13 protein-coding genes are annotated in these 13,123 nt (G+C 32.2%); 11 read left to right on the top strand and 2 right to left on the bottom strand.

Translation table 11 applies throughout. The features are described from left to right. Window positions 1-156 precede the first annotated feature (156 nt). The 11 genes from JG776_RS03805 (at window position 157) to JG776_RS03755 (ending at window position 12,203) form a co-directional block, all read left to right on the top strand. Window positions 157-978, top strand: coding sequence for a hypothetical protein (locus JG776_RS03805; protein ID WP_291964847.1), 822 nt, complete (start codon window positions 157-159; stop codon window positions 976-978). Between the two features lie 233 nt (window positions 979-1,211). Beyond that, window positions 1,212-1,994, top strand: a complete 783-nt coding sequence (locus JG776_RS03800; protein ID WP_291964845.1) for a sugar phosphate isomerase/epimerase — start codon at window positions 1,212-1,214, stop codon at window positions 1,992-1,994. Between the two features lie 2 nt (window positions 1,995-1,996). Beyond that, a complete protein-coding gene (locus JG776_RS03795; RefSeq protein WP_291964843.1) occupies window positions 1,997-2,842 on the top strand; it encodes a ComEC/Rec2 family competence protein in 846 nt (281 codons plus the stop codon). 75 nt (window positions 2,843-2,917) lie between these two features. Beyond that, window positions 2,918-3,244, top strand: a complete 327-nt coding sequence (locus tag JG776_RS03790; protein WP_291964841.1) for a hypothetical protein — start codon at window positions 2,918-2,920, stop codon at window positions 3,242-3,244. 111 nt (window positions 3,245-3,355) lie between these two features. After that, window positions 3,356-4,648 (top strand): trigger factor, encoded by a 1,293-nt coding sequence (gene tig, locus JG776_RS03785; RefSeq protein WP_027307718.1) that lies wholly within the window; start codon window positions 3,356-3,358, stop codon window positions 4,646-4,648. A 50-nt stretch (window positions 4,649-4,698) separates the two neighbouring features. After that, a complete protein-coding gene (gene clpP / locus JG776_RS03780; RefSeq protein ID WP_027307719.1) occupies window positions 4,699-5,286 on the top strand; it encodes an ATP-dependent Clp endopeptidase proteolytic subunit ClpP in 588 nt (195 codons plus the stop codon). A gap of 14 nt (window positions 5,287-5,300) precedes the next feature. Beyond that, the gene (gene clpX / locus JG776_RS03775) at window positions 5,301-6,596 is read left to right on the top strand and encodes an ATP-dependent Clp protease ATP-binding subunit ClpX (RefSeq protein WP_291964836.1); all 1,296 of its coding nucleotides are present in this window, start codon (window positions 5,301-5,303) and stop codon (window positions 6,594-6,596) included. An 85-nt stretch (window positions 6,597-6,681) separates the two neighbouring features. Continuing rightward, complete coding sequence (lonB, locus tag JG776_RS03770; protein ID WP_291964834.1) at window positions 6,682-8,361, top strand: ATP-dependent protease LonB; 1,680 nt, start codon at window positions 6,682-6,684, stop codon at window positions 8,359-8,361. A 129-nt stretch (window positions 8,362-8,490) separates the two neighbouring features. Further along, a complete protein-coding gene (gene lon / locus JG776_RS03765; protein WP_291964832.1) occupies window positions 8,491-10,800 on the top strand; it encodes an endopeptidase La in 2,310 nt (769 codons plus the stop codon). Window positions 10,801-10,803: 3 nt separating this feature from the next. Beyond that, window positions 10,804-11,397 (top strand): ribosome biogenesis GTP-binding protein YihA/YsxC, encoded by a 594-nt coding sequence (gene yihA / locus JG776_RS03760; protein WP_291964829.1) that lies wholly within the window; start codon window positions 10,804-10,806, stop codon window positions 11,395-11,397. Between the two features lie 77 nt (window positions 11,398-11,474). Beyond that, entirely contained in the window at window positions 11,475-12,203 is a 729-nt protein-coding gene (locus tag JG776_RS03755; RefSeq protein ID WP_291964828.1) for a type II CAAX endopeptidase family protein, read from the top strand. Window positions 12,204-12,512: 309 nt separating this feature from the next. Here JG776_RS03755 and JG776_RS03750 read toward each other — a convergent pair whose 3' ends face one another. Together JG776_RS03750 and JG776_RS03745 are read right to left on the bottom strand one after the other, a co-directional pair. Next, a complete protein-coding gene (locus JG776_RS03750; protein ID WP_291964827.1) occupies window positions 12,513-12,827 on the bottom strand; it encodes a hypothetical protein in 315 nt (104 codons plus the stop codon). A gap of 76 nt (window positions 12,828-12,903) precedes the next feature. Next, the gene (locus JG776_RS03745; protein ID WP_084424567.1) at window positions 12,904-13,107 is read right to left on the bottom strand and encodes a hypothetical protein; all 204 of its coding nucleotides are present in this window, start codon (window positions 13,105-13,107) and stop codon (window positions 12,904-12,906) included. Window positions 13,108-13,123 lie beyond the last annotated feature (16 nt).

Raw genomic sequence — 13,123 nt, 5'->3', positions numbered from 1 at the left:
TTGTGATTAATTTAATTTTACCAGGCATCTAAAACAGGTGCATATTTTTTGTAAAAAAATATGCTGAGGCTACGCCCCAACATTTATTATAGAACCTTTATTTGAAAGTTAGGGTATAATAGCATATGATGGAACAATTTAAGGGAGGAGATAACTTTGGGAAGACCAAGTATCTTTAGTAAAAATTATGAGGAACAGATGAGAAGAAGAAGAATTAATATAACATTAATTATATTAATAATAATTTTTGCAGCCTTCTTTTATACAAAGTATCAATTAAATAAGAGAGGTATTAACATAAATATTGCCGATAAGTTTAGTTTTTTAAAGAAGCAGGAAAAGGACATAAAACAAGATGTAAATATAAATAGAGAAAATAAAAAGGAAGAGATAAAGGATACTCCAAAGCAAGAAAATAAGGTGGATGAAACATTAAAGGAATACATATATACCTCAAATTCACAGAGGCAGTTTAAAGTTGTTTATAAAGATGAAAATGGTGTAAAAAAATTTGTTGAGGTAAAATCAGAAGGATTCAATGTTGACTTTGATATTTTAAAGGATGGAACAAAGGTTGTATTTGATGATAAAGAAAACCAAAATATAATCGTATATTCAATAGATGGAACATATGAAGATATAACTCTAAAAACTTTAAAAACATCTAAATATACATTTGAAAAGGATAAGGTCCTACAGAGGCAGAAGGATTATATATGGGCAGAAAAGCCACATTTTACGTCTGATGGTAAAGTAGTATTTCTAACAAAGCTTCCGTATAATTTGACTAAAAGAGGAATATTTATATGGTATGCTAATTATAATGGTACAAGATTAGTAAGATTAGGTGAATTATCCTATGATATTAATAATATAAAATATGATGGATTTGATGAAAATGAAGGTTTAAGAATAATTTCTGATGGTAAAATTTTTGTTTTAGAAAAGGGGAAGTATAAATTAAAGGAGATAAAGTAAATATAAATAAAAGTCCTCTATAGACATAGAGGATTTTTAATGAGTATTTTATGTTTTTGTGATCTAAAAAAGGCAACCCCTTTAATTGGTTTTGGCAGCATTATAACAGAACGAAACAGGAGTTAACAAACAGGAGATTGGGATTGCCTTTTTAACTTATTCATCACATTAATTAATATTACCTTTAAATTGGGGAATTATACATTTAAATGATAAATTTTTAGGAGGAATTTATGAACTTTGGTATTTCAACAGCTTGTTTTTATCCAGAAGTATTAACAGAAGACACATTAAAAATCATAAGTAGCATAGGTTTTAAGCTATGTGAGGTGTTTTTTGAATCATCAACTGAGATGACAGGAGAAATACTTTCAAAGATAGATGAAAATATTAAAAAATATAACTTAAGTATAAACACAGTACATCCATTTCCTGCATCCTTTGAACCCTTTCTATTTGATGCCTATAATAGAAGAAGGGAAGAGATGGAGGAAAAGTTTGAATTAGCCTGCAGAGCGGCAAAAAAGCTTGGTGCAAAATATTATATATTTCACGGTCAAAGAAACAATAAACAGATTAAGGATATAAAGTGGGCAGCAAAGGTTATGGATAACTTATGTAAAATAGCTTTGAAATATGATGTATATATAGCTTGGGAAAATGTTTCTTGGTGTATGGGAAATGATCCTAAGTTTATACAAGCTGTTAAGGAAAATATGAAGGAAGAGCTCTATTTTACTTTAGATGTTAAGCAAGCTATAAGGAGTGGCAGAAGTATAGATGAATATTTGAATGTGTTTGGAAATAAGATTGTAAATGTACACGTATCTGATTCAAATGAATTTTGTGATTGTTTGCTACCTGGCTATGGTGGGGTTGATTTTAAAGAATTAATAAAAAGAACACAAAATTTAAATAAAGACTGTCAGTATATTATTGAGGTTTATAGGGATAATTATGGATGCTTTGATGAAATAAAGAAAAGCTTTGAATGTATGAAAAACTTGGAGGTATAACTGTGAAAAGAATTTTAAGCTGTCTTATAATTATATTTACTTTGTTTTTTACAGGCTGCATAGAATCAAATATTGAACAATCAAATAACATAGAAAAATATCTTAAAGTGATTGTTTTAGATGTTGGTCAAGGTGATTCTATTTTGATTCAGACACCTAATAGAAAAAATATATTAATTGATGCAGGGCCTAATAGTGTAAGGGACAGTTTTTTAAACAAACTAAATAAAAGTAAGGTTAAGGATATAGAAGTCCTAATTTCTACACATCCCCATGAAGACCATATAGGTAATATGGACGATGTTATAAAGAACTATAATATTAATAATATTTTTATGCCTAAGGTTACAACAAATACTAAAACTTTTATAAATATGATGGAAGAAATAAAAAAGAAGAATATAAAAATTAAAACTGCAAAGGCAGGTGTAAAGTTTAATGTAGATGGCGTAGAGTTTGAACTATTAGCACCTAATGGAAATTATTATGAAGAATTAAACAATTATTCTGCAGTAGTAAGAGTAAAATATAAAAACAGTGCATTTTTATTTATGGGGGATGCTGAAAAGCTATCTGAAGGAGAAATATTAAAAAAAGGATATGATGTAGGGGCAGATGTTATAAAATTAGGGCATCACGGTAGTTCATCCTCTTCATCGGTACAATTTATTAAAAAAGTAAATCCTCAATATGCCGTAATATCAGTAGGTAAGGATAATAGTTATGGGCATCCCCATAGAGAAACCATATCCCTTTTAAATAAGTTAAGGATTAAATATTTCAGAACTGATGAAGTGGGGGATATTATATTTGAAACAGATGGATATAACTTATGGACAAAAAAATAAATTAAATTGTTTAATTTTTATGTATTATGGGATATAATGTAAAGGGATAATATATTTTGTATTGTGGGTGATATTTTGAAGGTTTATTATGACAGAATGCACGACATAGTTAGTTTATACTTTGAAATGGAGGATTCAGAAGTTTGTGCCTCCTACTCAGAAGATACTAGTGAAATTAAAAGAGATTTCAACTTTGATGAAGCTGCATCCTTAATACTTGATATGGTTGATATAGTCGATAAAAATGGAAAATGTATAGGATTTAGAGTTTTCAATGCCTCAAAATATTATGACGTAAACCTTTTAAATAGCGTAGATGAAGAAGTTTTAAGTGAAGAAAATGTAAAATTACCAAAGGATAAAGTTATTGCGAGGGTTTCTAAAGGTCAAATAATTCTGTGATACTATTGAACTTATTTTTTAATTGTGTTATTATTACAATGTTAAACTGTAATAATAGGCTGTTTATATAAAGCAACAGGAAGAACAAAAAGTTGAATAGGAGGAAGTAAAATGAATACAAAGGTAGAAAGATTAGAAAATAATAAGGTTAAGCTTGAAATAACAGTTTCAAGTGAAAAATTTAATGAAGCAGTAGAAAAGTCATACAGAAAGAACGCATCAAAATTCAACATACCAGGATTTAGAAAAGGAAAGGCTCCAAAGGCAGTTATAGAAAAGTACTATGGAGAAGGTGTTTTTTATGAAGATGCAATCAATTACATATTAGACGAAACTTATCCAGTAGCAATAAAGGAAAATAACATTGAACCTGTAGATAGACCAGAAATAGATGTTGTAAAGATTGGCAAGGGAGAAGATTTCGTATATACTGCAGAAGTTGTTGTAAAGCCAGAAGTTAAACTTGGAGATTATAAAGGAATAGAAGTTAAGAAAATTGAATATCCTGTAACAGATGCTGATATAGAGGCAGAACTAAATGCTTTAAGAGAAAGAAATGCAAGACTAATAACTAAGGAAGAAGGAACAGTTGAAAATGGCGATATAGCAGTTATCGACTTTGAAGGATTTGTAGATGGTGTTGCATTCCCAGGAGGAAAGGCTGATAACTACAACTTAACAATAGGTTCAGGAACATTTATTCCAGGCTTTGAAGACCAACTTGTTGGTGCAAAGGTTGGAGAAACAGTTGATGTAAATGTTACATTCCCAGAAGACTACCACGCTGAAGAACTAAAGGGAAAACCAGCACTATTTAAGGTTACTATAAAGGAAATCAAGGTAAAGCAACTTCCAGAACTTGATGATGATTTTGCAAGTGAAGTTTCTGAATTTAATACACTTGATGAATTAAAGAATGATATAAAGGCTAAACTACAAAAGGAAAATGAAGAAAGAGCAAAGAGAGATTTAGAAGAAGAAGTTTTAACTAAGGCAGTAGATGCTTGTGAAGTTGAAATTCCAGAAGTTATGGTAGAACACGAAATAGACTATATGATAAAGGATTTAGATTATAGATTAAGATATCAAGGAATGGATATTAACAGCTATGTAGAAATGCTTGGAATTACAATGGAAGCATTAAGAAATGACTTCAAGGAAGTAGCAAAGAAGAGAGTAAAAATAAATCTTGTCGTAGAAGCTATAGCAAAGGCAGAAAACATAACTGCTACAGATGAAGAGGTTGAAAATAGAGCAGAAGAAATAGCTAAGATGTACTCAAAGGATGACGTTGAAAAGATGAAACAAGCAATTTTAATGACTGAAAGATATATGATTGAAGAAGAAATAGTTAATAACAAAGTTGTTGAGTTTCTTGTTAACAATAGTAAAGTTACAGAATAATATATAAAAGGCTAGCATACGCTAGCCTTCATTAAAAGGAGGTTATGAATATGAGTTTGGTACCAATTGTTGTTGAACAAACCAGTAGGGGTGAAAGATCATACGATATTTATTCAAGGCTTTTAAAAGAAAGAATTATCTTTTTATCTGATGAAATAAATGACCAAACTGCAAGTTTAGTTGTTGCACAACTACTATTTTTAGAGGCTGAGGATCCAGATAAGGATATATACTTGTACATAAACAGTCCTGGTGGCCAAATAACATCAGGTATGGCTATTTATGATACAATGCAGTATATAAAACCAGATGTTTCAACTATATGTGTTGGTATGGCAGCATCAATGGGTGCATTTTTACTTGCAGCAGGTGCAAAGGGCAAGAGATTTGCACTTCCAAACAGTGAAATTATGATACATCAACCACTTGGAGGTGCACGTGGTCAGGCAACAGACATTAAAATTCACGCAGAACATATCTTAAGAATAAAGAAGAGATTAAATGAAATTTTAAGCCAAAGAACAGGGCAACCTATTGAAAAGATAGAACAAGATACAGAAAGAGATTATTTTATGACAGCAGAAGAAGCGAAGGCATATGGCATTATAGACGATGTTATAATAAAGAAGAGTAAGTAATGCGAGGTGTAACAATGCCAAAAATAGATGACAAGAAACAACTTAAATGTTCCTTTTGTGGTAAAACACAGGAACAGGTAAAAAGGCTAATAGCAGGCCCAGGCGTATATATATGTGATGAATGTATAGATCTCTGCTCAGAAATAATAGAGGAAGAGCTATTTGAAGAGCAGGAGGTTGAATACACAGACCTACCAAAGCCAAGGGAGATAAAGGAGTACCTTGACCAATATGTTATAGGTCAAGATGAAGCCAAAAGGGCTCTTTCAGTTGCAGTATATAACCACTACAAAAGAATTAATATGCCTAAGATAAAAAACAAGGATATTGAGCTTCAAAAGAGTAATATACTTCTATTAGGACCGACAGGTTCAGGTAAAACACTTCTTGCTCAAACACTTGCAAAGCTTTTAAATGTGCCATTTGCAATAGCAGATGCAACAACTTTAACAGAAGCAGGATATGTTGGTGAAGATGTTGAAAATATACTTTTAAAGCTAATACAAAATGCAGACTATGATATAGAAAGAGCCGAAAAGGGTATCATCTATATAGATGAAATAGATAAAATCGCAAGAAAGTCTGATAATCCTTCAATAACAAGGGATGTATCAGGTGAAGGTGTACAGCAGGCACTACTTAAAATATTAGAAGGAACAGTTGCAAATGTTCCACCACAGGGAGGAAGAAAACATCCTCACCAAGAATTCCTACAGATAGATACTACTAACATATTATTCATCTGTGGTGGTGCATTTGACGGTATAGAAAAGATTATTGAAAAGAGACTTCATACTAATTCAATGGGATTTGGTGCAGAAATAAAGAGCAAGCAGGAAAAGAATGTAGGAGAACTTCTTAAGAATATTCTTCCTGAGGATCTATTAAAGTTTGGTATGATACCAGAGTTTGTTGGAAGAGTACCTATTGTGGTTACATTAGATCAACTTGATAATGAAGCGTTAATTAGGATACTAACAGAACCAAAGAATGCTCTAATAAAGCAGTATCAAAAGCTTTTAGAATTAGATGGTGTTGAGCTTGAGTTTGAAAAAGAGGCACTATATAAGATAGCAGATGAAGCTATAAAGAGAAAAACAGGTGCAAGAGGATTAAGAGCTATAATAGAGGAAATTATGTTAGATATAATGTTTGACATTCCTTCAAGGGATGATGTTGCAAAGTGTATAGTTACTCTTGACACGATTGAAAAGAAGCAACCACCTACTTTAATAGTTGGAGAAAATTTAAAAAAGGCAAAAAAAACTACTTCTAAAAAAAATAAATTAAAAAATGAGATAGTTTCTTAAAGTGGCTAATTTTAGCCACTTTTCTTTTTTTTGAATAAAAAGAAATTATAAACACATACTATATTTAAACAAAGGAGGGGATAATATGGCATACGCTTCACAGCTGCTGGTTATTGTTAATTTAATTTTTACAGCTATAATAGGACTCTATTTTTATAACGCTCTAAAAAATCAACAGAGCAGCAAAATATATATCGAGAAGGAGAGTAAAAAGGAACTCGAAAAGCTCTATAAAATGAGAACAACGAGCTTAACAGAGCCACTTTCTGAGAAAACAAGACCATCAACCTTTGAAGATATTGTAGGCCAAGATAGAGGAATAAAGGCACTTAAGGCAGCACTTTGTGGCCCAAATCCACAACACGTTATAATATATGGTCCTCCAGGAGTAGGAAAGACAGCAGCAGCAAGGCTTGTGCTTGAGGAAGCAAAAAAGAATCCTCTATCTCCCTTTAAGCAGGATGCAAAATTTGTTGAGGTAGATGCAACAACAGTGAGATTTGATGATAGAGGTATAGCAGATCCATTAATTGGTTCTGTTCACGATCCAATATATCAAGGAGCTGGGCCCCTTGGTGTTGCAGGTATTCCTCAACCAAAGCCTGGTGCAGTTACAAAGGCACACGGTGGTATCTTATTTTTAGATGAAATAGGAGAGCTTCACCCTGTACAAATGAACAAACTTTTAAAGGTTTTAGAGGATAGAAAGGTATATCTTGAAAGTGTTTATTATTCATCAGAAGACCCAAACATACCTGTGCATATACGAGATATATTCGAAAATGGCCTTCCAGCAGATTTTAGACTTGTTGGTGCGACTACTAAAAACCCAGAGGATATCCCTCCAGCTATTCGTTCACGTTGTGTTGAAATATTCTTTAGGGCATTAACACAGGACGAAATTGAAAAGATATCAATAAACGCAGCAAAAAAAGGCGGATTTGAAATATCAAAGGATGCAGCAAAACTTGTAAGTAAGTATGCTACAAATGGAAGAGAGGCAGTTAATATAATTCAAATTGCAGGTGGAATAGCAATTAATGAAAAGAGAAAAGATATTACTGCTCAGGATGTTGAATGGGTAATCGAAAGTGGAAATTATTCACCAAGACCAGATAAAAAAATAGAGGTTGAAGCACAAATAGGCCTTGCTAATGGTCTTGCAGTTTATGGACCTAATATGGGTACACTTCTTGAGGTAGAGGCAGTTGCTATAAAACAGGAGGGACTATGTGGAAAACTTATTGTAAATGGAATAATAGATGAGGAGGAGACAGGATCCTACGGTAAGAAGTATAAGAGAAAAAGCACATCTAAGGGTTCAGTTGAAAATGTATTGACTGTTTTAAGAAAATGTTTTAATATTGATACACGTCAATATGATATTCACGTTAATTTTCCAGGTGGAATGCCGGTAGATGGACCTTCTGCAGGAGTTACAATAACAACAGCAATATATAGTGCAATTACTAAATTGCCAATTAATAACGAAGTGGCAATGACAGGCGAAATTTCAATAAGAGGGCTTGTAAAGCCAGTTGGAGGTATACTTGCAAAAATTGAAGCAGCAAAGAGAGCAGGTGTTAAAAGGGTATTAATACCAAAGGACAATTATCAGGATAGTTTTAAAGAATATGATATAGAGATAGTTCCAGTTGAACATATAAAAGAGGTTATAGAAAATGCAATTATATATGAAAACAAACGAGTTATTATCGATAAAGAAATATCTGATATAGGTATATTGACAGCTAGTAATTTATAAAAATAATAATGTAAAGGTATGCATATACTAGCATACCTTTAATTTTGTAAAGTAAAAGAAAAGTTGAAAAAATTGTATGTTATAGGTTATAATATATTAATTGATACGGCCTTGAAAGGAGTTGATTATATGACAGAAGTTAAATTACCTCTTATACCGCTTAGAGGATTGACTATATTTCCACATATGGTTTTGCATTTTGATGTAGGAAGACAAAAGTCTATTGCTGCATTAGAAGAGGCTATGGTTAACGATCAAACAATTTTACTTGTTACACAGAGGGATTTAAAGGTTGAAGATCCAAACTTTGATGATATATACAAAATTGGAACAATATCAAAAATAAAACAAATACTAAAGCTTCCCGGAGATAATATTAGAGTTCTTGTTGAAGGTATAAATAGAGCAGAAGTTTTAGAATTTACCCAAACTGAACCTTATTTTGAGGCAAAGGCTATTGTGTTTGAAGAAAAGAAGGTAAATTTAAGTGTCGAAATAGAAGCACTTATGAGGCAAGTTTTAGATGAGTTTGAGGAGTACATATCATTAAACCCAACAATTCCTGAAGATGTTATAGAAACAGTGATTGATATAGATGACGCAAGTAAACTCTCAGATGTTATAACATCATATTTAATTATAAAACAGGAAAATAGACAGGAACTTTTAGAGGCAATAGAACCAAAGGAGAGATTAACTAAGCTTCTTGAGATTTTAGCAAGAGAGATAGAGATATTAAAAATTGAAAGAAAGATAAGTGCAAAGGTTAAGAAAAAAATAGATAAGATGCAAAAGGAATACTATCTAAGAGAGCAACTAAAGGCAATTCAAGAGGAATTAGGAGATAGAGATGGTATACAAGCAGAGATAGAGGACTATAAGAAGAAGATAGATAAGGCAAAAATGCCAAAGGAAGCAAAGGATAAGGCATTATATGAACTTTCAAGGATGGAAAAGTTAGGCTCACAATCACCGGAAACAGGTGTTATAAGAACCTATTTGGATTGGGTTGTAAACTTACCTTGGAGTAAAGAAACAAAGGATATAGAAGATATTAAGAAGGTTAGAGAAGTATTAGAAAAGGAACACTTTGGACTTGAAGATGTTAAAAAGAGAATACTTGAATATCTTGCAGTAACAAGGTTAAATAAGAGTATGAAGGGGCCTATATTATGTTTAGTTGGTCCTCCTGGGGTAGGTAAAACATCTATTGCAAGGTCAATCGCAAATTCACTTGGACGAAAGTTTGTTAGGATGTCCTTAGGTGGTGTAAGGGACGAGGCTGAAATTAGAGGACATAGAAGAACATATATTGGAGCAATGCCAGGAAGAATAATAAATGGTATGAAGCAGGTAGGTTCAAAGAATCCTGTGTTCTTACTTGATGAAATAGATAAGATGAGTTCAGACTTTAAGGGAGATCCAGCGGATGCATTGCTTGAGGTTTTAGATGCAGAGCAAAATCACAGCTTCAGAGACCATTACATAGAACTTCCATTTGATTTATCGAAGGTTTTATTTATAACAACAGCAAATACGTTGGATACAATTCCAAGACCACTTTTAGATAGAATGGAAGTTATTGAAATATCTGGTTATACAGATGAAGAAAAACTACATATTTGTAAGGATTATTTAATTCCAAGGCAAGTAAAAGAAAACGGTATTAAAGAGGACATTATTAGCTTTAGTGACAAGGCAATAAAGGACGTTATTAATCTATATACAAGAGAATCAGGTGTTAGAAATCTTGAGAGAAAAATAGGTACAATATGTAGAAGGGCAGCTATTGAAATTTTAGAAAATGGAGAAAAGAAGATAAAGATAACTCAGCAAAACTTAGCAAAATATCTTGGAGCTCCAAGATATAAATACGAAGAGATGAACAAGAAGGATCAAATAGGTGTTGTTATGGGATTAGCTTGGACAGCATATGGTGGAGATACTCTTCCGGTTGAGGTAATTCCAATGGCTGGTACTGGTAAGCTTGAACTAACAGGAAAATTAGGTGATGTAATGAAGGAATCAGCAAGAGCCGGTTACAGCTTTGTCAGAGCACATGCTAAGGAATTTAACATAGATGAAGATTTTTATAAAAATGTAGATGTACATATTCACGTACCAGAGGGTGCTGTTCCAAAGGATGGACCATCAGCAGGCGTTACAATGATAACAGCAATGGTATCAGCCCTATCGAAGACACCAGTAAGAAGTGATGTTGCTATGACAGGGGAGATTACGTTAACAGGACGTGTTTTACCTATAGGTGGAGTTAAGGAAAAGGCACTTGCAGCCTATAGAGCAGGAATAAGGACAGTTATTTTACCTATGGATAATAAAAAAGATATAGAAAAGATACCTGAAAACATAAAGAAAAAAATTGAGTTTAAATTTGTTGAAAGAGTAGAAGAAGTGCTGGATATTGCACTAAGGAGGTAATTTATGATTATTAGAAAAGCAGAGATTGAATGTGTTGCAGCACTAAAATCTCAATATCCAACTAAAGGATATCCAGAAGTAGCCTTTGCAGGAAGGTCTAATGTTGGAAAGTCTTCCCTCATTAATGCACTTGTTAATAGAAAAGCATTAGCAAGAACCAGTAGTAAGCCTGGTAAGACAAGAACAATTAACTTTTATAATATAAATGATGCATTATTCTTGGTTGACCTTCCAGGTTATGGATATGCACAGGTCTCTAAGGAAGAAAAGAAAAAATGGGGTGCAATGATTGAGGGATATTTAAATGGAAGAGATGAATTGAGATTGGTTATTCTGCTTGTTGATATAAGGCACGAACCTACGCAGGATGATAAGTTAATGCTTGAGTGGATGAGGCAGACTGGAAAAAAGGTAGTGGTTGTAGCTACTAAGTCTGATAAATTAAGCAATAATCAGCTAATGAAGCAGGTGCCACTAATAAAAAAATCTCTTAAATTAACGGAGGAAGAAAGATTTGTACTCTTTTCATCAGAAACTAAAAGAGGTAAGGACGAATTATGGGAGATAATTAAAAATGAATGTAGTATAATTGAATAAACTAAAAGGTGCTATAATTATAGCACCTTTTAGATAATTAATCTTATATGAATTTATTGGTTTTGGGGGATAAAACTATGATAAGTTTTTTAGATTTAATAAAGGAATTGATTATTTTTTTTATAATAATATTAATTCCGTGGATGGTTTTTAGAAGACAAATTTTAAATAGAACAAAAAAGAAATATGTAGTTATAATTTTTATTTTTTATGTTGTATTGTCTTTATTTACACAAAATCTTTTTCCTTTTGTATTAGTGCTTTTAATTTTACAGAAGGAGAAAAAAAGGGGTAACAAAGAAGAAAATAAGCTTATAAAACCCTTAGGGGATAAAAAGTTTGAGATAATTTTATTTAGTTTTGCTCTTAAACTTATTACAATGCTTATTACTGCACTTTTTGCAATATTTTTAGTAAAGATTGGAATTGAGCCAAAACAACAGACAATCGTTGATATGATTCAAACTTCAAGTTGGATTAAGTTGGTATTTTTGATGTTTGTAATAAATTTATTTGCTCCTTATGTTGAAGAATTTATTTTTAGACATATTTTTTATCGAAATTTTAGTAGAAAATATGGAAAAACAATAGCTGTACTTATTTCAAGTGCTCTTTTTATGCTATTACATTTTAATTTAGTAAGTTCAATTGCTACTTTTTCTCTTGGGGTTATTAATTGTATATTTTATGACAAATATGGATATAAAGCAGCAGTTCTAAACCACTTTATAACTAACTTCACATCATCAATAGTACTTGTAGCGATAAAATTACTTAACAATGTAGGTATTGCATTGTTATTTTAGAAAAAGGCCTGATTGTTGACAAAACTACTTGTTAGCTAAAATATGAAAAAGCCCCATGAAAGGATTTCAATAGGCTCTTTCATGAGCTTTAGCAATTATTGCTTTTCGACTTTGAAAAAGTCCGTAATTCGGCACAGGACGTTCTGAGCCGAGCGGCCATCAGGACGATGGCATCGCGAGGGTAGGACTTTTTCAAACCAAGAAAAGCTTAGAATTGCTTAGGGAAATGAATCGATGCCCAAGAAATCCTTCATGGGGCTAATCAATATAGAAAAAAGCCTTAAACAAAATTTTGTTTAAGGCTTTTTTCTAAAATGGTATGTTTGACAAACTCTCAATTATTCTATCAATTATATTGCACCTATGCTCTGGTAGGAAGGGTTTAAGAGCAGATAATACGGCAATTACGTTGTTTTGTGGATAGGTTAGATTATTTTGTGATAAATTGATATTGCTTTGCCCTTGTGGTAGGTTTAGATTAGATAACATTGCACTTAATTGATTCATATCAATGTTTTGCATTATGTTTTGAATTTGAGACATATCAACATTATTTAAATCAAGTTGATTATTTAAGTCTTGGTTGTGGTGCTTATGTTTATGGTGTTTTTTGTGGTGGCCCATCTAATCACTTCCTTAAATTTCTATGTATGGGGATGGATGCCCATCCCCATATGCTTCTAATATTAGCAGCATTTAATTACTTCTTGCCACAGCCGCAGCAAATTAGATAGTAGAGTACAATTACAAATAGAACGCTGTTGTCAATTGTAGTATTTCCTCCGATGCAATCTACTGGACTGTCATTATGGCAGCCAGGTCCTCTTCTGCCAAATTGTAATAGGATAAGAAGTAGTATTATTAAGCTGCACATATTGTTGAGACCACAACATTTCTTTGACATAGCAAACCCCCCTTTA

Origin of the sequence: Caloramator sp. (assembly GCF_020054765.1) — a bacterium.
Lineage (GTDB): Bacteria > Bacillota > Clostridia > Clostridiales > Caloramatoraceae > Thermobrachium > Thermobrachium proteoclasticum.
This window is presented reverse-complemented; position numbering and strand designations above follow the sequence as displayed.

Coding starts and splice junctions, on each gene's coding strand:
- JG776_RS03800 (WP_291964845.1), top strand. CDS start 1,212: ATGAACTTTGGTATTTCAACAGCTTGTTTTTATCCAGAAGTATTAACA.
- tig (WP_027307718.1), top strand. CDS start 3,356: ATGAATACAAAGGTAGAAAGATTAGAAAATAATAAGGTTAAGCTTGAA.
- clpP (WP_027307719.1), top strand. CDS start 4,699: ATGAGTTTGGTACCAATTGTTGTTGAACAAACCAGTAGGGGTGAAAGA.
- clpX (WP_291964836.1), top strand. CDS start 5,301: ATGCCAAAAATAGATGACAAGAAACAACTTAAATGTTCCTTTTGTGGT.
- lonB (WP_291964834.1), top strand. CDS start 6,682: ATGGCATACGCTTCACAGCTGCTGGTTATTGTTAATTTAATTTTTACA.
- lon (WP_291964832.1), top strand. CDS start 8,491: ATGACAGAAGTTAAATTACCTCTTATACCGCTTAGAGGATTGACTATA.
- yihA (WP_291964829.1), top strand. CDS start 10,804: ATGATTATTAGAAAAGCAGAGATTGAATGTGTTGCAGCACTAAAATCT.
- JG776_RS03755 (WP_291964828.1), top strand. CDS start 11,475: ATGATAAGTTTTTTAGATTTAATAAAGGAATTGATTATTTTTTTTATA.
- JG776_RS03750 (WP_291964827.1), bottom strand. CDS start 12,827: ATGGGCCACCACAAAAAACACCATAAACATAAGCACCACAACCAAGAC.
- JG776_RS03745 (WP_084424567.1), bottom strand. CDS start 13,107: ATGTCAAAGAAATGTTGTGGTCTCAACAATATGTGCAGCTTAATAATA.